Here is a 22,963-nt window from a genome sequence, read left to right as displayed (position 1 = left end):
CCATGAAACAAGTTTTATTGATAGGGATAGCCCCTACTTTACGCTATTATATTACAAAAAAATTACAAGAAGTCGGCATTTATGTTATTTATGCCGAAACAGTTATAGAAGCCATGAATATTATGAAGCAGCAGCCTGTCATGCTCATAATAATCGACTACAGTTTTAGCAGAGATGCCTTATTTAACTTTTTTGCCGAAAAACAAAAAACACCGACCTTTGCCCCGATTCCTTCAATAGTATTGGGAAGAAAAATAGCCAAGGTTGACATAGCTTTATTGGCCTCATACGGAGTAAAAAAGGTAATTTCAAAGCCGGTAAGAGTTGATGAACTTTTATCTTCAATAGGCCTTGTTTTAGGCACAACATTTCCAATGGATCCGACACCCTGTATCTTAGAAACGAGGGTAAATGAAGACGTTATATTTATAGAATTAGCACAAGGCCTTAACAGGGATAAGCTGGAACTGCTCCAGTTTAGAATAATAGAATTAATTGAAGCTTATAAACTTACCGAAGCTAAAATTTTACTTATCTTGACCGATCTAAATTTAACCTATGCCGATACGGCTAATTTGGAGTACCTAATAGATAATATCTTAGCCGTCAAAGTAGTCTCCCCTAAAAATCTAAAGATCCTTACCCTCAATCAATTTATACGGGATTTTTTCTCTCAAAACCCTGACTATAAAATGATAGAGGTTGTAGAAAACTTAGGACAGGCTCTTTCAGCTCTTTTGAAAAAAACGGAAGACAAGAGAGCCGTAGCTCAAACGATGCTCAATGCCGACAATGAACATAACGAAAATACAAGCAACCTTGGAACCCGTTTTAAGATAGATACGGCTGAAAGTCTTTCCATAGCCGTTGTCGATGACGATTTAGTCATAAGAAAAATGATGACTGCTATTTTTTCAGGCTTAAATGCCGAAGTAGATCTTTTTGAAAATGGGGAAGACTTTTTAAATAAGGTAAAAAATGATGTTTACGATGTTATTTTCCTCGATATGATTATGCCGGGAATGAGCGGTATAGATGTTTTAAACGGAGCAAAAAAGAAAGGCATTACAACACCCTTTGTTATTTTATCTTCAGTTACTCAAAGGGATACGGTTATCAAAGCCCTTGAAAAAGGAGCTAAACGATACATACTAAAGCCTATAAAAAAAGAAATAGTTTTGCGCAAAATGGAGGAAGTTTTAGGTGCATCTCTTTAAGAAAAATATTTCGAATTTTAAATTGGGGAAATACTTAATCGAATCAAACATAGCTTATATAATTTTTTCTCCGAATTATATTCCGCTTTTTTGGAGTCCTGAAGCGGAAAAACTTTTGCCTGACTACTTGGTTAAAAACACAAAAATACAATTACAGGATTATTTAAAAACAGTACTTTTAGAAGAAGACTATATCAGGTTGTCCGCATTTATAAAAAGCAATCCAAAAACAACCGCCTTTGAAGCTAAATTTGACAAGCCCTCAAACCTTTCGGATAAGACCACTTTGAAGTTCAGCTTTACACAGCATGACGATAAAAATTTTTTTGTAACCATTGATGACATTACCAAACAAAAACTAAAAGAACAATTTTTGATAATTGCAAGACAAGATGCCGAAAAAGCAAACAGTATGCGAAGTCTTTTTTTGGCCAATGTAAGCCATGAAATAAGAACACCTATCCAAACAATAATAGGTATGATGGAGCTCATAAACGAAACAAATCTTGATGAAGAGCAAAGCGAATATACCCGTCAGGTGAACTTTAGCGCTGAAGTATTGCTTACGCTTGTAAACGATGTTTTGGATTTTTCAAAACTTGAAAGCGGAAATATGACAATGGAAAGAACGGTTTTCAATCTGACCGATTCGGTCGAACAAACCGTAGATTTGATTTCGATGGAAGCCCATAAAAAAGGATTGGAAATTGTTGTAGACATAAGCGATAAGATTCCCGACTTTATCTACGGGGATCCTGCAAGATTGCAGCAGGTTCTTTTAAACTTTGTAAAAAATGCGGTTAAGTTTACAGAGACAGGTTATGTTTCCGTTTCGGTAAAATTAACCTTTGAAAATAACTCGGATGACCCCTATGCGGATAAACACTTCTTTATTCTTTTTGAAGTTGCAGATACGGGAATAGGTGTTAATAATGAACAAAAATCAAAAATATTCAAATCCTTTTATCAGGGGAATGCTGCAATAAACAGAAAATACGGAGGAACAGGGCTAGGCCTTGCAATTTCTAAAAATATTATAACCATGATGAAGGGGCAAATAGGCATAAAAGACAATATTCCTAAAGGTTCTATTTTTTGGTTTAAGCTTCCCTTGGCTCCTTCAAAGAAAAAAGCGCCTCATGAAAGCACCCTATTGGATAAGAGAACCAGATTTTTAATTGTAGATGATAATATGCAAACCCGCTCTATTTTAAGACGGATGCTTTTTAAATTCGGTTTTCAGGACATAGCCCTGGTAAGCTCCGGAGAGCAGGCAATAGAAGTTATGAAAACGGCAGCCGAGCATAAGAATCCTTTCAATGTGGTATTTATAGACATGGTTATGCCTAAGATGGACGGATGGCGGCTGGGGGCCGAAATTCACAATGATTCTAACCTATCCGATTCAAAACTCTTTTTGATGATTCCTGAAGGCAGCCTAGGAAGGGATGCAAAGATGAAACTTTTAGAGTGGTTCGACGGCTACCTTTATAAGCCTTTAAAATCAAGAATAGTCTTTCATTTGATTAACGACCTCTATAGAAAATTTGCAGAATCTTCAGAAAATGACGATGTTTCGGAATTGGAGCCGGTTGAAACAGGAGACCAAGGTCAACACCCCGAAAATGACCATGATTCCGATGAAGACAATTTTTTCGGCTGTAAGGTTTTAGTTGTAGACGATCATCCGGTAAACCAAAAGCTGTTAAAAATTATTTTGGAAAAGGCTCACTGTATTGTAGGCACGGCAAATGACGGCGAAGAAGCTATCGATACGGCATCAATCGAAGACTTTGATATTATCTTTATGGATATCCAGATGCCCGGCATAAACGGATATGATGCTACACAAATCTTGCGGGATAAGGGTTATTCAAAACCTATTATCGCCTGTACTGCCGGTTCTCAAGATAATGAAAGGAAGCTGTGTGAATCCATGGGCTTAAACGATATAATCAAAAAACCCTTTAACAAAAAACAGCTTTTTGAAATGGTAAAAAAATATTATAAAAAATAAGAAGTTCGAAGTACGAATGACGAATAGCAATTCGGCATTCGCCGTTCGCACTTCCCCTTATTCGACATTTGTCATTCGCACTTCGCCCTTCCCCTCATTCAGCTTTCCGCCCCTTTTAAAATCCTATAATCTATGCTATAATAAACTTAAGTAGAGGACATAGTTATGAGTACGGCAAACAGAAAATATAAAGACTCGGTATTTGTTGACCTTTTCAGTGAAGACGAAAAGGCAAAAGAAAATTTTTTATCGCTATATAATGCTTTGCATAATACCGCACTGAAAAATACAGAACAGCTGAACAACATCAGGCTTGATCAGGTCTTGTATATGACATTCTATAATGATGTGTCCTACCTTGTAGATAACAAAATTATAGTTCTGGCGGAGCACCAATCTACGATTAATCCCAACATGCCTTTACGCTGCCTTGAATACATCAGCCGTCTGTATGAAACTCTGCTTGAATCAAAAGAAAAATACAGCCGAAAACTACTTAATATTCCGACGCCCGAATTCTATGTATTTTACAATGGAGAGGAAACTTATCCTTCCGATAAAACATTGAAACTCTCGGATGCTTTCATAGAAAAGACAACAGAAACTAATCTTGAGTTGACCGTTAAGGTAATAAACATAAACCGGAACAATAGGCATCCTGTACTGGAAAACTGCAAAACGATGCAGGAATACACCGTATTTGTAGAAACAGTAAGGAGATGGAAAAAAACTGATTCTCAAAACGGCTTTCAAAAAGCCATTGAGGAGTGTATACAAAACAATATTTTGCGTGATTATTTAAAACGCAAAACTAAGGAGGTAATAAACATGCTGCTCGCCGAATATGATTATGAGACCGATATAGCCGTGCAACGAGCCGAAGAAAGAGAAATAGCATTTGCTGAAGGCATTGAAAGAGGTATTGAACGAGGCATTGAAAGAGGTATTGAACAAGGTATTAAGCAAGGCTCGTATCAAACAAAACTTGAAACGGCAAAAAACTTAAAAGAAATGGGATTTGCCGTAGAAGCTATCACAAAAGCTACAGGGTTAAATATTGAAGAAATAAACACTCTATAGAGCATCAGCCTTTTTGAAAATAGGCGGAGCAGACCGATGAAATTCTCCCCGATTGACAAAAGCCCGCTTAATGCTTATCTTCTATACCTATGGCAAAAAAGAGTACAAAGACCGGAAAAACAACTAAGCCGGCAAAAAAATCAGGAAGAAAAAGAAGAAAAAAGTCGAAAATTAACTATACCGCAGTTGCGGCAGGTTTTTTGGCTGTCTGCGTGATAATGCTTGCCGTATTTTTGTTTGTAATTCCTTCCATAAAAAATAAAGATGAAGCAGGGAAGACTCAAATTGCCAAGGAAGAGGTAAAAGAACAAGGAGCTAAAATTTCCGATAAGCCTAAAGAAACGGAGAAACTGTCCGCACCCGATAGGCCTAAAGCAGCAGAAAAACCTTCCATAAAAGATAAACCTAAGGAAACCGAAAAAGAAGCTGCAAAAAATCAGCCTAAAGAAGCCGAAAAGCCGGTCCCGGTAAATCGGCCTAAAAAGCCTGAAAATCCCCCAATCACGGAAAAACCTAAAGAGCAGGAAAAAGAAGAAGATGCCGCGGCCTATCCTATTCAGGACTTACCTGAGCTTCCTTCAAAGGGAAAACTCATCTTTGTGTTTGACGATGCGGGGCATAACTTGGAGCAGTTACAGCATTTTTTGAATTTGCCCTTCCCATGCACCATCGCAGTTTTGCCTAAGCTGCCCAACTCAAAGGAAGCAGCAAGAAGAATAAGAGCGGCCGGAAAGGAGCTCATCCTTCATCAGCCCATGCAGGCCTTAAACCCGAACATCGATCCCGGCCCCGGAGCCGTCAAGCCCGGGATGAGCCGTGAAGAGATAAAAACTATTGTAGCTTCCAATGTAGAAGAAATAGGCCCCATAGCCGGAATGAATAATCACGAGGGCTCCCTTATTACCTCTGATGAAACCGCTATGGAAGCAGTCCTTGAATTGTGCAAAGAAAAAAACATCTACTTTTTGGATTCACGCACCAGTTCAAAAAGCGTCGTTCCGCAGACTGCAAAAAAACTGAACATGAACACTTGGGAAAGGGCAGTCTTTCTTGACAATAAGCGGGACAAGGCCTATATGAAAAAACGGATTATAGACGGCTTGGAGATTGCTTCACAAAGGGGAGAAGCAATTATGATAGGCCATGTGGTTACTGTAGATCTTGCAATCCTTCTAAAAGAAATGTACTCCGATTTAACTCGGGAAGGGTATACATTTTCTACAATTTCAAAATCAAAAAACTAGATAACCCTTTATTATGGGAGTGATAATACAATGAAAATATTAGGAATAGAAAGTTCTTGCGATGAAACTGCGGCGGCAGTCGTCGAAGACGGAAATAAGATTTTAAGCAATATCGTGGCTACACAGATTCCGTTTCACAAAATGTATAACGGTGTCGTTCCCGAAATAGCAAGCCGAAAACATACCGAGTGGATTTTGCCGATTGTAAAGCAGGCGCTGGCCGAAGCAGGTGTAAGTCTTGACCAAATAGACGGAATCGCCGCCACGGGAAGGCCCGGCCTCATGGGTTCTCTTTTAGTCGGACTAACCTTTGCAAAGACCCTTGCATGGTCTTCGGGTAAACCCTTTATCGCCGTAAACCACATGCTGGGTCACCTTTATGCAAGCCATCTGGAACACGATATACCCTATCCTTATCTGGGGCTTTTAGTTTCGGGCGGACACTCGATTATCTGCAAGGTAAATAATTTTGACGACATCGAAGTTCTGGGAACCACAATCGACGATGCCCCAGGGGAGGCCTTTGACAAGGTTGCCAAGTTTTATAATTTGGGCTACCCCGGAGGAGCCGTAATCGACAAGCTCGCCAAAACCGGAAATTCCAAGGCGGCAAACTTTCCCATGCCCATAATTCACAAAGAAGGACACAAGTACGATGTTTCCTATTCGGGTTTAAAAACCGCCGTCATAAACCAGATAGACCAATTTTGGAATAAGGATTTTGAAAAAACTCCTGAGAATATAGCGGCGGCCTTTCAAGCAAGGGCAGTGAAGATTTTGCTCAGGCCGCTCTTGGATGCCTCGATAGATACGGGCTTAAAAACTATAGTCGCAGGCGGAGGCGTTGCAGCCAATTCTTTGTTGAGGGAAAAACTTGCAGAGCACAAGGAATTAAAATGCATCTTCCCTTCTCTTAAATTTTGCACGGATAACGCAGCGATGATTGCAGGCCTAGGCTATCATTACCTAAAACGCGGCGACAGAACGCCCTTTACCGTCGAAGCCTCTGCCAGAGTAGAAGGCTTCAGCAAAAAAGGCCGCCGCTAGGTGAGTCATAAGTATTTCAATACTTATGAAAAACATCGCAGAATTGGATTATAAGGAAAAGATTATGGATACAATGGAAAAATTTTATTCGGATGGAATAAGGCTTGCCGAAAAACAGGATAAGGACGGAGCCGAGTTTGACAGCCGTCTTACCGAAATCTTTTGTAGGGCAGTGTCTCTTTACGATAAGCAGGCTAAAGCCTTGGCAAACGATTTTGCAGACTATTGGCTTTCGGCCTATTCTGCAGGAAGGCAAAAAAAAGAAGAAGCAGTTGAATGGTTCTATAAAATATTTTCTCTTATTGCAGGTAATTTTGAAAAGGACATGGACTTTCCTCAAGAAGATTGGGAGCAAATAAATTTAATTATTTCTTCCGAGGCTGAAAGTTTAGACATGGATCTTTTAAATTCGATAATGACGGTAATTGTCGAACGCAAAAAAATATAAACCTTTGAGCGGGAAACGAATGCTTTCGTTTGAAGATTTTAATTTTAAAGAATATGACTCATGCACTCTCTGCCCGAAAAATTGCAGGGTAAACCGCAACAAGGGAGAAAAGGGCTTTTGCCGCGAAACAAGGGAGCTTCGCCTTGCATGGGCAGGCCTCCACTTCGGGGAAGAGCCGCCTATCACGGGAACAGGAGGCTCAGGGACAATCTTTGTTACGGGCTGCAACCTCCGCTGTTCCTTTTGCCAAAACTATCAGATATCCCAAGAAGGCATGGGAAGGGCCGTAAGCCTTGAAGAATTTGTCTCCTTGTGTTTTCTACTTGAAAAAGGGGGAGCCGAAAACATAAACATCGTTACGGGAAGCCACGCAATCCCTGCAATAGCCCGCGGCTTAAAAGAAGCAAAACTGTGGGGCTTAAAAATTCCTGTAGTTTGGAATTCTTCCGCCTATGAAACCGAAGAAGCTATAAACCTTCTTTCGGACTGCGTTGACGGCTGGCTCCCCGACTTAAAAACATTGAACCCGCAAGTCTCTTCTCAAATTTTTTATGCGCCCGACTATCCCGAAACGGCAACAAGGGCCGTCTTAAAAATGGCGGAAATCTCCCCCTTAAAAATTGAAACGGAGGATGAAGAAAAATACCCCTTCGGAAAACTATATTCGGGCGTAATAGTCCGTCACCTCGCCCTCCCATCCCGAATGGCGGACTCAAGGGCGGTCTTAAGATGGTTTGCAAAAAACTTGCGGGGCAGGGCACTCATCTCGGTGATGACCCAATACACTCCGGTTAAAAGGATCGGAGGAATAAAAAGCGCTTTGCCCTTTGAAAACCGAATGCTAAGCCCGGAAGAAGACGAGGACTTAAAAGAGCTTCTTTTAAAGCTAAAAATAGATGAAGGCTTTTACCAAGAGCTTGTCGCCTCCGATGACTGGCTTCCCGATTTTAACCGGGTACAAACCTTTTCGTCGGAACTTTCAAAACCGCTTTGGCATTGGAGAAATTTGACTTAATTTTATACATATAGAATAAGGGTCCTTATATATTGACAAATACTAAATTTTAAGTCATAATTAACCTCATTATATTTTAAGGTACAGGAGTTATCATGAAAACACAAAAAAAATTATTTGTTTTGGCAGCTTTTATTCTTGCTGCATCTATGGTTTTCGCTCAAACATCAATGACCTCACACAGCACTCAGGGGCTTTTCGGAACTGATGTTGACGATTTTATGAATGTAAATGAATGGCAAAACGTACAGCCTAAAAACATCTTCGGTTTTTTGGGCTACGGAGCCGAAGGTGATGAAGACATAAACCTTGGTATTGCCCATCAGTTTAAGGCCCTCTATTTAGGCACCTACTTTGAAGGTAAGATTCCAGGCTGGAGTAAGACAACGGCAGCAAACACAACAACCACAGAAACAGACCCGACAATTGCAAATAAAACTACTACCGGTAAGTTACTTTTCGGTTTTGGCAATATCGGTGTCTTGGCTGACACAAGTTTTACCCCTAAAGCCGGCAATCAAGAGACATGGAATTCCGACACAAAGACAAAAACAACCACTAACAAATTTAACTTAAAGATTAATTTAACAGCGGGTATAAACTTAAACGCAAATAATAAGATCTTTAAGATTTCTCCAAGAATCGGTCTTGATTCTGAGGCAGATAAAACACAAACCATTACAGACGGAAAACTCACAAACTTGGCTGATGACAGCCGTCATGACCTTAAGATAGGGTCAGGATTTTATCATGACTTTTCAAAAAAAGATGCTGTAACCCAAACCATAATAGCCGATTTGGATACTTCTTGGAGAATATATCCCAAAAAAACAGCTGCAACTGCAAGCAGTACAACCTCAACCTACGGAAGAATGTATAACAAAATTATACTTACGCCCGCGTGGCAGATAGCCTATGAGCCTGAAGGTAAATTTGCAGTCAAAGCAGTAGCCGGTTTAGAGACAACACTTACATTTGATAGAAATTATGATTACAAATTGAACTCTGACACAGGCAAAGCATATAATGGAACTAGAAAATACACAAACACATTAAATTTTAGCCCCATTCTAATGGCAGGTTTTACCTATATGCCCATTTCAAAGCTGAGATTTAACCTCGGCATGTCTTTTAAGCCTTCTACTTTTGAATGGAAATCAACAAAAACGCAGACACGTAATACAGCAACAGGCGAGGTAACAAAAACAGTAACGGCAAATGACTTAAAATTCGCTACTTCTGATGGAACTTTTACCTCCAGCTCAGGCTTTACTTGGTTTATAACAGAGAATGTAACCTTGGACGCAAACTGGAACATCATTCAAAATTTACTTAATAACACATTTAAAACACAATTAACTGAAGGTGACGGAAAATCAATTTTAGACACAGTGAACAAGCTCGTTGTTCATAATATAGGTTTCGCAGTATCGGTTAAGTTCTAAAAAAATTAAAATCTACTTTAAATAAAACCTGTTAGTGCCCTAAAAGCATTAGCAGGTTTTTTTATATTTTATAAAACCTTGAATTTTAATCGGTTTATGAGTATAATCAATCCGGCAAGTTTAAGGAGCCCGTCATGAATAACGAAATAGAAACAATCGTAAAAAATTGCAGAAACTTTTTTGAGACAAATCAAACAAAAAGCTACGAGTTTAGGCTTTCCCAATTATTAAAGCTGCAAGAGGTCTTGGACAAAAATAAAAAAGAACTTTTAAATGCCCTTTATTCCGATTTACATAAAACTACAATGGAAGGCTTCTTTTCGGAATTTGCCATCGTTCGGGGAGAACTTAAATTTGCAATCAAGCACCTAAAAAAATGGATGAGGCCTAAAAGGGTTCCGACCTCGATTGCGCATTTTAAAAGCTCAAGCAGGATAATGTATGAGCCCTTCGGCACCGTCCTCATCATGTCGCCTTGGAACTATCCTTTAAACTTAACCCTAGCACCATTGGTAGGCTCCATTGCTGCAGGAAACTGTTCCGTTGTAAAACCTTCAAACTATTCGCCTGCAACTTCCGCTCTTTTAAAAAAAATTATCTCCGAAAACTTTCCGCCAGAGTACATATCGGTAATTACCGGAGGCAGGGAAGAAAACTCAAAGCTCTTGGAGCAGCGTTTTGACTACATCTTTTTTACAGGCGGAACAACCGTCGGTAAGCTCGTCATGGAAGCGGCCTCAAAATATGTAACCCCAATAACCTTGGAGCTCGGCGGAAAATCTCCCTGCGTGGTCGAAAAATCGGCAAACTTAAAAGTAGCCGCACGCCGCATAGCCTTCGGAAAATACCTTAACGCCGGGCAAACCTGCGTCGCCCCCGATTATCTTTTAATCCAAGATGAGGTAAAAGAAAAATTTATCGAAGAGTTAAAAGCGGCCTTAAAAGAATTTTTTCCCACGGAAACCTATTTGGATATGCACCTTCCCCACATCGTAAACGAAAAACATTTTGACCGCCTCATGGGCTTGATTGAGGGAGAAAAAATAATAATCGGCGGCACGGGAGAAAAAAACAGAAAATTTATTGAGCCCACGGTTTTGGATAATATCACCTTCGATTCCAAAATAATGCAGGAAGAAATTTTCGGCCCCCTCCTTCCCGTGATAAGTTTTAAGACAATGGATGAAGCAATTAAACTGATTAAGTCCCGCGAAAAGCCCTTGGCCTCTTATCTTTTTACAACCGATGCAAATATCGAAAAAAAATTCCTCAATGAGGTTTCCTTCGGAGGCGGCTGCATAAACGATACTATCGTCCACCTCGCAAGCGATCATCTTCCCTTCGGCGGAGTGGGCTTTAGCGGCATGGGAAAATATCACGGCGATGAAAGTTTTAAGGTTTTCAGCAATGCAAAAAGCATCTTAAAAAAATCCAACCTCATCGACATTAAGCTCCGCTACCATCCATATTCGGAAAAAAAATTAAACATAATCGACAGGATGATGTAGAGCCGGAGGTTTTAAGATATGGAAGATAAACTTTTATTAAACGGCTTAAAAGAATTAAACTTAAACGCCCCAAACCTGCCGAACTTAGGCGAAGCCTCTCTTAACGAATTAGATGAACTTTTAATCCTTTACATGAGGGAGCTTAAAATGTTTAATGCCTCCTTTAATTTGGTAAAGGTAAAAGACGACAAGGAATTGATTATCTCCCATATTTTGGATTCCCTATCGGCTTGGAGTTTTTTTTATGATGAAATTATGCGCTATAATCAAGCCCCTGTTATGCAAAAAGAATTTTACATAGCCGATGCAGGAACAGGAGCCGGTTTCCCCGGCATTCCCCTTGCAATTCTTTTTAAAACATTGGGACTTCAATGCGTAAATTTCAATTTAATTGAAAGGATGCAAAAGCGCTGCACTTTTTTAGAAAACGTCAAGGCTGTTCTCCAATTAAAGAATACCGAGATTATCGAAAGCGAAGCCGAAAAAGCTCCGCAGGCCAAATTCGATATTGTAACATGCAGGGCCTTCCGCACCTTGGATAAGCACATTCTAAATACCCTGCTCTCTCTTGCAAGACCTAAAGGTAAATTGTTTTTATACAAGGCCACGGAAGAAAAAATCAATGAAGAAACGGAGCTTATCAAAAAAGAAAATCTAAATTATAAAATAGAAGATCTCCATGTTCCTTTTTTGAAGAGGGAGCGCCGGCTCCTCATAATCGAAAAAGCTTAAGTTTAAGGCTTTTCATTAATCTAAAACTCTTTTCTTAATCCAAGCTTTTTAATTCTACCGAGACCTCAAAGCCCTTTTCTTTCTTTGTAATTTCGGCAAGGGCATAGCGGCCTTCCATCAAGGCACCGGGATTTACCAAAACAGTCTCTCCGATTTTATCGGCTGCAAAGGACTCGTGGATATGGCCCGACACAACCAAAAGCGGTTTATGTTTTTCGATTAAAGCCGTAATCCCCTTTGAACCCACATGCACCATGGGAGCCACCTTATCGACCTTTGCCCCATGCGGAGGATTATGACAGACCAAAACCAAGTTACCGGCTTCGGTAATATTTGCCTTTTCAAAGGCATCGGTCAGATCTTTTACAAGTTCTTCATCGGTTCTTTCGTAGGGGGTCATGCCTGTAAATTTACTTCCGCCCCCGGAACCTGCAAGGATGAGCCCTTCAAATTTTTTTACCTCACCAGTAATTGAAATACCGGCCTCTTTTAACTTTTCTTCAAACCGAGGTTCATCGCAATTCCCCAACACGGCAAAAATATTTTTATGAATCTTTAAAAGCTCGTTTAAAAAAGGCGCCCCCGTTTCAATCTTTTTAAAGGCTGCAAAGTCTCCTCCAAAAATAATGGCATCAACCCCGTCGGCAATCGGTTTTATCCTTTTTAGTTTTTCAATATCCCCATGTCCATCCGAAATAATCAATAATTTCATAAGTATTAAAGCCTCCTAGCCCCATTATACATTATTTTGGGGAAATGGTATATGGGAAGGAAAGGACGGTTTAGGATGCTATCCAGCTGACGCGGCCCCTAATAATATCCATACCGTTTTTTAGCCAAAAAATTTTCGAGCCGCTAAAGCGGCTGACACAGTGCAGTTTCATCTTTGCTTCAAAAAATGTACTGCACCGCATCTACGCATTTGTGCTTTGGCAGGTGCGCCGTTACGGGCGGCTTACGCTGCGCCCTCCACTGCTTACCCGCCTACGCACAAATGCGTGAACTCAAGGGCACCAAGCCAGGCGGAAGCCAAGATTGAAGTTCCTGAAGACAGGACTGAAGTAGTTCCGCGCGCCTACAGTGCAGCGCCTCGCGATGCTGCTCCAGCCGCCGCCGCGTAGAACACGGTCAGAGCCTGACGCGGCCCCTTGAGGATCGGTAACAATACCGCCTTGCATATAAGCAGCATCGTTTGATGCAGGGTCATCCTTATACCAATCAAAACACCATTCCCAGACATTCCCGCTCATATCGTGTAAACCGAGTGCATTCGCTCTCCTTTTTCCTACAGGATGAGTTTTGCTTCCTGAATTACCACTATACCACGCAACCGCTCCTGTTTCCGCAGCATCATTCCAGTCAGCTTTGGCTCCGCTTGCACTGTTTAATTTGGTCAGCCATACATCGCCGTATTGTGCCGCATTTGTTTTATCGCTTCCCTGCCAGCGGGCCGCATATTCCCACTCAGCTTCAGTCGGAAGTCTAAAGCCTTTTTTACTCATATCGGCATAGGCGGCATCACAATCAGCTGTTGCCGTCGCATCTTTTAATACAACCGTATGATTGTCCTTTTTGCGGTAGACGCATTCGCCTATTCCTTTTTCTTTTTCCGTATACGCATTACACCACACAATACAGTCCCGCCAACTTATAGTCGTTACAGGCTCATCGTCAGTTCCGCTTCCGTCTTTACCTTTTACTCCCGGATTGGCAAATGTATATCCATGACCAGTCGCCCAGTCGTAAACTTCTTTCCACAGTTTGTATGTTACCTCCGTCTTGCCGAGCTTGTAGGGGCTTAATTTTACCTTACGGCCGTCAATAAATACGCCTTTCCACCAATCTTCACTTCCGTGTAAGGCGTAGTCAGGGGCAGCTCCTACGATGCCGTTTGCAGGAGGGATTATTTTTACAAAGTCCCCTGCGTCTTCAAAGGAACCTACATCGGAACTTTGAGAATTCCAATCTCCGGTCCCTTCACTCCCCGAATCCTTGTCCAGCATGTTTTTAAAAAACGGGTTTTTACAAGCAGAAACCGATACAAAAAGTATCATCAAAAATAAAACAAAATTTTTTTTCATATTCTAATTCCTCCGCTGATTCCTATCGCCCAGATTACGGGATAGCCGCCTCTTAGATAGGGTTCGATAAAAAAGTTATTTATTGTAAAGCGGTAACCGAATGCGGCTTCGCCGAGGGCATACATAAAAAGTTTTGAAGGCTCTCTTTCTTTTAGGCCGAAAACGGCACCGCCTTCCAATTGGATAAAAAAGCCAGAATCCCGTTCTTTTATCTTTGAAAAATCATAAAAGTTCCAACGGAATAAGAGGGCGGCATCAAAAATATGGTGTTTTTTAAAGTCATTGGAATAAAGGGCCTTTGCTCCCAAGGATAAGTGCCCTATTTTGAGTTTTAAAGGAAGCATAAAAAGGGTGTAAAGCCCCGCCCCCATCGCATAACCGTCAGGCGAATTCATATTTGCCTCGGCCAAGAGTCCTAAGGACCAGTTAAAAGTTTTTTTATCCCTATCGGCAAGGGAGATTCCCATTGAAGGTTTTTCAGGCGGTTCAGCCGGTTGAACATGGTCAGCCGAAACCTCACTCTCTTTTTCCTTAGATGCTTTTTTAGGTTCTATTTTTTTGGGTTCCGCCTTTTTAGGTACTTCCTTCCTAGGCGTTTTTATAGGTACAACCCTTTTAGGTTCTTCCTTTTTAAGTTCTTTTTTAGGTTCCGTGTTTTCGGTCTCTTGTTTAGGCTTTTCAAGCTCGGCAGTTTCCGTTTTAGAAAGCTCCGCCTGTGCTTTAGCAGGCTGTCCCAAAGGGACTTTTAGTTTTTGATACACCGCAAGTGTTCCCGCACCTACCAGCCCCAAAAAAATGAGAATCAATACACCTAGCTTCCGATAATTTTTCTCCATAAAGTATATTATAGCACATAAATGAAAAAATTGTCAAATCAAAAATTCGGCATAATTACACATTACCCATTAGAAATTACCAATTAATTAATCGCTTCTACTTCTTCTTTGGAAAGACCCGATATTGTACAAATTTCGGCAATCGGGTAATTATGCATACGCATCAGCTTTGCCGTTTCAATAGCTTTTTGGTATGTACCGTCAGAAAAGCCTTGTTCAATTCCTTGTTGTATGCCAATTTTTAGGCTTTCTTCTCTTTGTACTGCAATGTCTGTATCATAATCATATTCGGCTACCAGCATATTGATTACCTCTCTTTTGCAAATATACGGGTATCTACTGCGTTCCTTCGCAAAAAACAGTCCTCGACGTGCAAAAAGCACGCCTGCGGGTGTTTTTTGTTTGTGCCTTGTATCTACCTCGTCTATTTGCAAAAGTCATTTTAGTACCGCCACGGATGGCGGAGGTTTTAGCGTCACGATGTTTTGAGCTTTGCTCAAAACTCGAAGTCAAGGAATGTACACGGAAGTATATTCCCTGACTGGGCATATTCTCGTTTATAGTGGATTGATGTTCTGCAAGCACAATTATTTTACCATCGACGAGGCAGGAAACATCATTGATTATGTTCATATACATAACATTATCGAGTCTTATATTTTCTACCGGAGACGAAAGCGGAAGGTTCGTACCGTACAAAGCGTTGTAAAAAGATAAGAAATTTTCTTTCGCTTTTTTGTCTTCACTGAACAAATCGACAAACACTGAGTCTTTATATCTTCTGTTTGACGTACTCATAACTATGCCCTCTCTTGATTGTATTATACCACAACTTCGGCAATTTTGTAAGGGCAGTTTTTTATTTAACCACAACGCCCGCAGAGAGCGCAAAGGAATTTGAGGGTAGCTTTGTTAAGATATTCTTTAATTTTCTCTTTGCGAAGTTGAGCGAAGCTCAACGCTTTGCGGCCTTGGCGGTTTTTTTAATTTAACCCCTTAGCCTATTCATCCTTCATGCTTTTTTCAATTTGTTTTACATAGTCTTCGCCCCAGTAATCGCAGAGGATTGCGTAGGCTTCGGCTTGGAGGGAGGGGATAACACGTTCCAGATGGCGGATGTTCATGCGGGCGTGATTACGGCATAGACCTTCCAAAGCAGTAATTAACTCAGCGGAACGAGGAATGTTTAGGGGGTGTTCTTCAAGATAAGAAAAAATCACGGTAAAAACGGAAGCGGCGGTACAGGCTTTTTCCCAGCGGTCGAGGCTTGATATTTCGGTACTGGATGTAATGCCGGTACCGATATGATAAGTATATACCGTATCTTCAATACCGCAATAAGAGCGGGCATACAGCAAAATAAAAAAATAGATGAGGAATGTTTCGGTCATCGTGCAAAAGGTATGGGGAATATCGGCAAAGGCGGATTTTACTATAGATGAGCGGAAAAGCTTTGTACATAAAAGGCCGGAATGATTCTTATCAAGCAAAAAAGAAGAAAGTTTCCTAAACATTATTACGAGCAGCGCGGCTGCCAATATTGCGGCTATGATGAGCGCCGCAGCTCCCTTAACTGTGAAGGCTTTTGCCTTCTTCTTGTTTTTGTTTGTTTTAAACTTTGTCATAAGTTCCTCCTGCCAAAGTTAATTTTTAATTTAACTGCCGGCGGAGCCTTTGTCTTTCATTACGGTATAGTATAGCATGTTTCCACACAAATATCAACCGTTTGAATGGTTCAAAACCAATTTAAAATAACCGATAACACAAGGGCCGAATGAACTGTCGGCTGTCCCCAAATGGGACAGCCTTTTAATTCGGTAAATAAATTCATCTATAGATATTTTTTTCATTCGCCCGCCTCGATAAGCTCATGTTCTACCCATTTTCCGGCGTTCAGAGCTTCAATTCCGCGGCGTAAGTGAGCCATGTTACTTTCACTGTAGAATGGATCTGTTGATATTTCAAACGGTATTTTTTGTTTCCTAACCGCCGCTTTTGCAAACACGCAAAATGCTGTTGTCATTGTCATTCCAATATCGGAACAAAAGGCTTCAAACTGGTTTTTTAAGTCCTCATCTATGCGGATATTTATGTTTGTCTGTGCCATAGTAGTAACTCCTTTTTGTATATTATAAATAAATATATTGGCAATGTCAACTTTTTCGATTCGACATGTCATTGCATTTCCTCTGTCAATGTAAAATTTTATATTGACATCAAATATACAAGCATATATAATTATGGATACAACCCAATTACAATACCAAATCATGAACCAATCAACAAAATCTAAAGAAACAAGATTAAGATAAATTTTGTTCACGCACAAATTTACCCAAAAACCTTCTTTATTGCCGAGCTTAAATCTTCTGCCTTAAAAAGCTGTGAGGTATTTATATCTCCCGTCTCGGAATCGGAAGGAGGCGGCGACACTACCTTTGTAAAGCCCATGCTTTGGGCGGTTTTGATTCTTTGCTTTAATTTTTTCACGCTTCGGATTTCTCCTGCGAGGCTGAGCTCGCCTATATAAGCCCCTTCTTTTTGTGCAGGAATATTTGCACGGGCGGAATAAAGAGCAAGTGCTATGGCGAGGTCGGCGGCGGGTTCTTTAAGCCTTATACCTCCTGCAACGTTTACGTAAATATCCTGATCCGAAAATTGTAAGCCTATTCTTTTTTCCAAAACGGCAGCGATGCGGCTGACTCGGGCAGAATCTATTTTGTCGGAAAAAACTCTTGTAACCGCACCCTTGGCAGGAACCGTAAGGGCCTGTATTTCTACCATAAAAACACGGCTCCCCTCGCAGACGGGAACGGCAGCGGAACCCGCAGGCAGAGCCCCGTTCCGATTGGTAATAAATAATGAAGAGGGGTCATCTATGGCTTTTAACCCGCTTTCATCCATCGAGAAAATTCCAAGCTCATCTACTGAACCGAAACGGTTTTTTAATGCACGCAAAAAGCGTACATCGTCTTCAGTTCTTTCAAAAGAAATAACGGTATCGACTAAGTGTTCAAGCACCTTGGGGCCCGCTATGTTTCCGTCCTTGGTTACATGGGCAGTTAAAAACAAAACGCTGTCTCTCTCCTTAACCCAAGACACAAGCTCGTGAGCGCATAGCTTTAACTGATTGACCGTACCGGGAACAGCTCCTGCATCTGCGGAGTACATGGTTTGAATTGAATCGATTATAACAAAAACGGGATTTACCTTGTTTAAAACCCTCTCTACATCTTCCAACCTGCAAGTGCATAAAAGCTCGATATTTTTTAAAGGAAGATTCAGCCTGTCGGCTCTGGAACGGATCTGACCGCCCGACTCTTCTCCCGAAACATACAGAACTTTTTTTACCGAACCCGAAGAAGCGGCTGAGGCGGTCTGTAAGAGAAGGGTCGATTTTCCTATGCCCGGCTCTCCTCCGATTAAAATTGCAGAACGCTTTACGGCTCCTCCTCCCAGCACCCTGTCAAATTCTGCAATCCCCGTAGAAAGGCGGACGGCATCATTTGCTTCAATAGCATCAAGAGGAACGGAGTGAGCTTCTTTTACAAATTTTTCTGCAAGGTTCCTTTCGGCTGCGGAATAATTTTCATTGATTGTAACTTCTTCAAATGTATTCCACTCGCCGCATTCGGGACAGCGCCCCAGCCATTTGGCTTGAGTATAACCGCAATTAGAACAGCGGTGTGCAAGGTTTCCTGTTTTCTTTTTTGCCATAAAGTTTCCTATTTTTTAAATTACAGTCTTCGCATTTATGCTCACAAATTGGGCTCATATTATTTTCCAATCTTTGATAGTTCTTTTTTCTTCGTCAAAGCTTGCACCAATAAGAATAATTTGTTTACCGCTTCCCGAATACTTATTCTCATAGTTTTTCTCTTTGATTTGCTTAAGAGCGTTTTCTTCGTTTGCATTTGATGTAAGTTTAAACTCAAAGATATAAACCTTGTCTTTTAATTCTACAATACAATCAGCCCTTCCCGTTGCACAATATACTTCCGTGTGTACAAACTGATTCATCAAAGCGAATATAAGATAGACAGCTGTCTGATAGTTTTGCTCACGCAGGGCTAAATCTTTTTCGGTTAAGTTATCATAAGGAATTCCCGATATTATGCCCTTCATCTTTTCCATAAATAAATCTACATTCCCTTCTCTTACAGCCTTGGTAAATTCCATAACGGAAAAACCTGTCTTATCGTAAGTGATCGAAGTATAGGCAGGAAGTAAATTATGTAAAAAGCCGTAGCGCACCTCATCATTGGGGAAGCCTAAGCGGTAAAGTTCAAATTCCTTATCATAATCTTTAATCGTAAGATATCCCGATTGAAACAAGATCGGTAAGGGGTTTACGGCCTCCGCCCTATAGGTCTCCAAACCTGCCTCATTCATTTTTACGTTTCCGTCGAGGTCGGGAATATTGTAATAAGCCCTTTTTAAGTAGTCCACCAAAAAAGTCGGAGTGCCTGTTGCAAACCAATAGTCTCTCATTCTTCCGTCGGCACAAACATTTAACAAGCTAAAAGGATTGTACATATTTTTTCCGTTCTCGGAAAATTTATAACCGTCATATCTTTGCTTTAAATTTATAAGAGCTTCTTCATAGCTTATGTCATTTTTTTCTGCAAGAGATTTAATTTCAGGTTCAAACCCGGCTTCAAGTTCTTCTTGCGAAATACCGCAGATTGCCGAATAATCGGACAATAGGCTTAAATCCCTCAAATTGTTTAAATCGCTGAATATTCTGACCTTACTGAATTTTGTAACTCCGGTTAAAAAAGCAAAACGGAGATACTGATCTGCACTTTTGATAACTCCAAAAAAGCCTTTAAGTATTGTGCGGTATGTTTCGTTTAAGGCTTCATCCTTCCACATGGTTTGAAGCAAGGGTTTATCGTATTCATCGATTAACACAACTACCTGTTTACCTGTTTTTTCGTAGGCTCGGCGGATAAGACCGGCAAAACGGCTTGAAAAGGAGGTCTCCGCAGTTTCGGTTCCATATTCTTTTTCCCATAAAGAAAGATGAGTGTTTAAAATGGTTTCAAGGCTTTTGATATCCATATAGCTTTCGGCGTTAAAATCCAAGTAGAATACGGGATATTTCTGCCAAATCTCTCTTTTGTCCTTTTCGGTTTCTTCCAGTTTCTCAATCGCTAAACCCTTAAAAAGCTCTTTTTGACCGAGAAAATAAGCCTTAAATGTTGAAAGCAAAAGGCTCTTCCCAAAGCGGCGCGGGCGGCTTAAAAAGTGAACTTTACTGCTGTCAACCAGCTTCCAAATAAATTCGGTTTTATCGATATAGATAAAATCTTTTAAACGTAAATCTTCAAAACTTTGAACGCCTATGGGCATCTTTCGTATCGTACTCATAGATAAATTATATCAGAAAAAAAAGAAATTTACAACATAAAGAAAGTTTGAAAATTTATTTAAATAAAATAACTTCTCCTCGTTTATAACTTATAAGAACCGGCTGTGAAGACAAAAAGGGATAGCCTAAAAGTCCATCATAACTCTCAGGTCTTTTTCTTAAATGAGAAATATCCGAAAAAGAAGTCCTTAAATTTTTATATACATTTTTACCAACTATTAGCTTTTTTAATTCTCCTGTATATATTTCTTTTTTAATGCCTGCGGCTCCTCCAAGCACATCTTTTTGTTTATTTTGCAAAAGATACTCCAAATCATTAAAATAAGTGCTGTCTATCAGGTTCGTCTCTGCTCCGGTATCTATACCCATTTGATATGTTTTATTTCCGATTAAAACTTCAATCATAGGAATATGACTTATCATTTTACAAGGAAGTTTAGAATTCGTTTTTAACCTATTATTTTTTATAAAATCATCAATATGCTCAGGATTAATGAGTACTAAAGTTTTTTTTGAATAATCTAAAAATATATCATACTCCTTTAGCATATCGTATCCGATTAATCCATATATGCCGTCCGTTTTTAATGACTTTTCAAGATTGCTCATATCAAGAGTTAGTATTTTTTGATTTTTTATTTTGTTGCCGGCAAATTCCAATTCTGTTACCGCAGCTATATCCATATTAGAAATTGAAGTATTGCCGGTAACATCTTGTAAGCTGCCTAATTTTTTTTGGCTTTTATCCAAACCTTCAACATATTTTGAATTCAAAATAGAAAACGGAGCTCCGCTATCCAAGAAAAATAATCGAGTTTCACCGTTCAGAAATACTTCAACAAGAGGAATATTTCCTGCAAGAATTATTGGAACGGATATAATATTATTTTTATTATATTCGATTTTTCTTTCCTCCGGTGATAAGGTTTTTACCTTTATTTTTATAAGTTCAGCTCCGGTAAGTAAATTATCTTTATTAAAAATAAAGACGGAATCTTTTTTCCCCACTTGTGAATATTCAATCGAATATTCTAAAATCAATTTATCGGCTTCAACTCGGCTTTCTTTTTTATGATATGAAACTATCGAACCTACTGCCGATACTAATTGCTGAAATATAGTCTTTGCCAAATTACCGCTATGTCCTGCAACTGAAAAATCTTCAGATAAATAAGGCAGTATCTTAGTTAAAGATTTTTCATTGCAGCAATCCATTACTCTTTGTACAATTTTTTCACATTCAGCTTCATTTTGTGCAAATATGCCGTTAAAAGGGCATAAAAATATTAAGAAAAAGCTTAATATTTTAATTAATTTACATTGATTTAATTTCATTTTCATACTCCTCTAAAATATAAAATTTATTCTGAATCATTTTTTTTATCAATTTTAATTACCGAAATAATTTTTCTTTCTTTTATTTTATCAGGTAAATCTTTAATGTCATAACCAGTTATTTCTCCATTGCCGTTTATCATGTAAACTCTAGGTTTAGAGCCGGCTGTTTTAAAAGATTTTTTTTCGGAGGTTGCAAAAAGAAAGCTTACACTCAATACTAATAGACAAGAAAAAACCGTGATAATCTTAGACTTCTTTTTTATTCTCATAATAGATAAAATTCTCTTCTCTATTAAACTTTTATTAAAAAAATTACAAACAGGTATAAATGAGCTCTTTATTTCTTCCATTCTAATTAAAGCATTGGCGTATTCTTTTTTTGATTTCCTGCCGAAATATTTGATAACTGCTTCATCGCAAGATAATTCAATATCTCGGGAAAGCAAAATATATAAAATCCAGACAAATGGATTAAACCAATGAACGGCAACTGAAATTGTTGCAATTATTTTTATAGCGGAATCAAAATTTTTAATATGTACATACTCATGATATGCGATATATCGGATATCTTTATCATTGATTAAGTTATAATGTTCAGGGATAATTATAACAGGATTAAAAAGTCCATATGTCAGCGGTATGTCTATTTTATCGGATATTAGTATTTTAATTTTTCTTCGTAAAGTATCAAAATTAAGTATAGCTTCAGTCTCTTTCTGAGACAGACTCATAGATGATCTTGATTTAATTATAAAACGAAGATATGAATGTAAAAAAAATAAGGCACAAATAAGAGAACCCGCAATCCAAACCCAAATAAACCACGGCGGTAAGTTTTTAAAAAAAGGAAAAATCGATTCTTTTTCATAAAGCAGCATTTTTAAATCCGAAATACTTAAAACTGAATCATTTTGAACTAAAAGACTAAGAGGTGAAAATACATTTTTATTAAAATTAAAAATAGAATAAATGCTCAACCTAAAAGGAATTGAAAAAGGTAATAAAAGATGAATAATGCTTATAAACCATAAAACTACAAAGGTTCTTTTAGGAATTTTATCCAACATAAATAACCGAATGAGCATAATAACAAAGATTAAAAAAATACCGGTTATGCTTTTTTCCATTAAATTCATATTAATCCTCATCTTCAAAATCTTTAACTATTTGCCGCAATTTATTTATTTGAGCCTTCGACAGTTTTTTTCGGCCCAAAAGTGCCGAAAAAAGTAAATCTGCAGATCCGTCATAAATTTTGTCTATTAAATTTTTTGTCTCAACTTCTTGAACTTTTTGTTTTGAAATCAGAGCCTTACACATAAAATTAGGCTCAACACGCTCAATTGCACCCTTTTTAATACAGCGGTTTATCAAGGTATAGGTAGTATTCACATTCCATCCAATTTCTTCATTCAATATCATAGAAATTTGTTTTGCAGTCATCGCTCCCCTATCCCAAAGAATATTCATCACTTTTAATTCAGAATCAAACAGTTTTATTTCCATATACTACTCCGGTAGTTTCAGTTTATTTTAATAAAAATAATCAAACTTGTCAATACTACTACAGTAGTTTAT

The 22,963-nt window shown here is 39.1% G+C and carries 21 protein-coding genes and 1 pseudogene; 10 read left to right on the top strand and 12 right to left on the bottom strand.

The window, feature by feature from the left end; translation table 11 throughout:
- Positions 1 to 2 precede the first annotated feature (2 nt).
- The 10 genes from E4O04_RS04280 (at position 3) to rsmG (ending at position 11,753) form a co-directional block, all read left to right on the top strand.
- On the top strand, positions 3 to 1,217 hold the full coding sequence (locus E4O04_RS04280; protein WP_253710135.1) for a response regulator: 1,215 nt from the start codon (positions 3 to 5) through the stop codon (positions 1,215 to 1,217).
- Entirely contained in the window at positions 1,204 to 3,234 is a 2,031-nt protein-coding gene (locus E4O04_RS04275) for a response regulator (RefSeq protein WP_253710132.1), read from the top strand. Before E4O04_RS04280 ends, E4O04_RS04275 begins: the two co-directional genes overlap by 14 nt.
- Before the next feature lie 165 nt (positions 3,235 to 3,399).
- Positions 3,400 to 4,314: an Rpn family recombination-promoting nuclease/putative transposase gene (locus E4O04_RS04270; protein ID WP_253685196.1), complete on the top strand. Its 915-nt coding sequence runs from the start codon at positions 3,400 to 3,402 to the stop codon at positions 4,312 to 4,314.
- 89 nt (positions 4,315 to 4,403) lie between these two features.
- Positions 4,404 to 5,558: a divergent polysaccharide deacetylase family protein gene (locus E4O04_RS04265; protein WP_253710129.1), complete on the top strand. Its 1,155-nt coding sequence runs from the start codon at positions 4,404 to 4,406 to the stop codon at positions 5,556 to 5,558.
- Between the two features lie 30 nt (positions 5,559 to 5,588).
- Positions 5,589 to 6,605, top strand: a complete 1,017-nt coding sequence (tsaD, locus tag E4O04_RS04260) for a tRNA (adenosine(37)-N6)-threonylcarbamoyltransferase complex transferase subunit TsaD (protein WP_253710127.1) — start codon at positions 5,589 to 5,591, stop codon at positions 6,603 to 6,605.
- Between the two features lie 25 nt (positions 6,606 to 6,630).
- Positions 6,631 to 7,053, top strand: coding sequence for a hypothetical protein (locus E4O04_RS04255; protein ID WP_253710125.1), 423 nt, complete (start codon positions 6,631 to 6,633; stop codon positions 7,051 to 7,053).
- Positions 7,054 to 7,072: 19 nt separating this feature from the next.
- Complete coding sequence (locus E4O04_RS04250) at positions 7,073 to 8,068, top strand: radical SAM protein (RefSeq protein ID WP_253710122.1); 996 nt, start codon at positions 7,073 to 7,075, stop codon at positions 8,066 to 8,068.
- Positions 8,069 to 8,163: 95 nt separating this feature from the next.
- The gene (locus E4O04_RS04245) at positions 8,164 to 9,513 is read left to right on the top strand and encodes a TDE2508 family outer membrane beta-barrel protein (RefSeq protein WP_253710120.1); all 1,350 of its coding nucleotides are present in this window, start codon (positions 8,164 to 8,166) and stop codon (positions 9,511 to 9,513) included.
- 134 nt (positions 9,514 to 9,647) lie between these two features.
- Positions 9,648 to 11,021, top strand: coding sequence for an aldehyde dehydrogenase (locus tag E4O04_RS04240; protein WP_253710118.1), 1,374 nt, complete (start codon positions 9,648 to 9,650; stop codon positions 11,019 to 11,021).
- Between the two features lie 18 nt (positions 11,022 to 11,039).
- Positions 11,040 to 11,753, top strand: a complete 714-nt coding sequence (rsmG, locus tag E4O04_RS04235; protein WP_253710116.1) for a 16S rRNA (guanine(527)-N(7))-methyltransferase RsmG — start codon at positions 11,040 to 11,042, stop codon at positions 11,751 to 11,753.
- 34 nt (positions 11,754 to 11,787) lie between these two features.
- On the opposite strand, the gene E4O04_RS04230 is transcribed toward rsmG, so the two are convergent.
- The 12 genes and pseudogenes from E4O04_RS04230 to E4O04_RS04180 all read right to left on the bottom strand — a co-directional run bounded on the left by E4O04_RS04230 (position 11,788) and on the right by E4O04_RS04180 (position 22,891).
- On the bottom strand, positions 11,788 to 12,465 hold the full coding sequence (locus E4O04_RS04230) for a metallophosphoesterase family protein (protein WP_253710114.1): 678 nt from the start codon (positions 12,463 to 12,465) through the stop codon (positions 11,788 to 11,790).
- Between the two features lie 292 nt (positions 12,466 to 12,757).
- A complete protein-coding gene (locus tag E4O04_RS04225) occupies positions 12,758 to 13,834 on the bottom strand; it encodes a formylglycine-generating enzyme family protein (protein ID WP_253710112.1) in 1,077 nt (358 codons plus the stop codon).
- Positions 13,831 to 14,670, bottom strand: a complete 840-nt coding sequence (locus E4O04_RS04220) for a hypothetical protein (RefSeq protein WP_253710111.1) — start codon at positions 14,668 to 14,670, stop codon at positions 13,831 to 13,833. Before E4O04_RS04220 ends, E4O04_RS04225 begins: the two co-directional genes overlap by 4 nt.
- An 83-nt stretch (positions 14,671 to 14,753) precedes the next feature.
- Positions 14,754 to 15,468 (bottom strand): annotated as a pseudogene (locus tag E4O04_RS04215) (hypothetical protein).
- Between the two features lie 203 nt (positions 15,469 to 15,671).
- Positions 15,672 to 16,295: a hypothetical protein gene (locus tag E4O04_RS04210; RefSeq protein ID WP_253685212.1), complete on the bottom strand. Its 624-nt coding sequence runs from the start codon at positions 16,293 to 16,295 to the stop codon at positions 15,672 to 15,674.
- 93 nt (positions 16,296 to 16,388) lie between these two features.
- Positions 16,389 to 16,520, bottom strand: a complete 132-nt coding sequence (locus E4O04_RS14080) for a hypothetical protein (RefSeq protein ID WP_256488885.1) — start codon at positions 16,518 to 16,520, stop codon at positions 16,389 to 16,391.
- Positions 16,517 to 16,777, bottom strand: coding sequence for a type II toxin-antitoxin system RelB/DinJ family antitoxin (locus tag E4O04_RS04205; protein WP_044901942.1), 261 nt, complete (start codon positions 16,775 to 16,777; stop codon positions 16,517 to 16,519). Before E4O04_RS04205 ends, E4O04_RS14080 begins: the two co-directional genes overlap by 4 nt.
- 224 nt (positions 16,778 to 17,001) lie before the next feature.
- Positions 17,002 to 18,387, bottom strand: a complete 1,386-nt coding sequence (radA, locus tag E4O04_RS04200) for a DNA repair protein RadA (protein WP_253710109.1) — start codon at positions 18,385 to 18,387, stop codon at positions 17,002 to 17,004.
- A gap of 54 nt (positions 18,388 to 18,441) precedes the next feature.
- The gene (locus E4O04_RS04195; RefSeq protein ID WP_253710106.1) at positions 18,442 to 20,043 is read right to left on the bottom strand and encodes an ATP-binding protein; all 1,602 of its coding nucleotides are present in this window, start codon (positions 20,041 to 20,043) and stop codon (positions 18,442 to 18,444) included.
- A 55-nt stretch (positions 20,044 to 20,098) separates the two neighbouring features.
- Entirely contained in the window at positions 20,099 to 21,379 is a 1,281-nt protein-coding gene (locus tag E4O04_RS04190; protein ID WP_253710104.1) for a pepsin/retropepsin-like aspartic protease family protein, read from the bottom strand.
- Positions 21,380 to 21,405: 26 nt separating this feature from the next.
- Positions 21,406 to 22,521: a M56 family metallopeptidase gene (locus tag E4O04_RS04185; RefSeq protein WP_253710102.1), complete on the bottom strand. Its 1,116-nt coding sequence runs from the start codon at positions 22,519 to 22,521 to the stop codon at positions 21,406 to 21,408.
- Between the two features lies 1 nt (position 22,522).
- Positions 22,523 to 22,891, bottom strand: coding sequence for a BlaI/MecI/CopY family transcriptional regulator (locus tag E4O04_RS04180; RefSeq protein ID WP_253685224.1), 369 nt, complete (start codon positions 22,889 to 22,891; stop codon positions 22,523 to 22,525).
- Between the last annotated feature and the right edge of the window lie 72 nt (positions 22,892 to 22,963).

Origin of the sequence: Treponema sp. OMZ 799 (assembly GCF_024181365.1) — a bacterium.
Lineage (GTDB): Bacteria > Spirochaetota > Spirochaetia > Treponematales > Treponemataceae > Treponema_B.
Note: the sequence above shows the minus strand (reverse complement) of the source record. Positions and strands in the feature narration are given on the sequence as shown.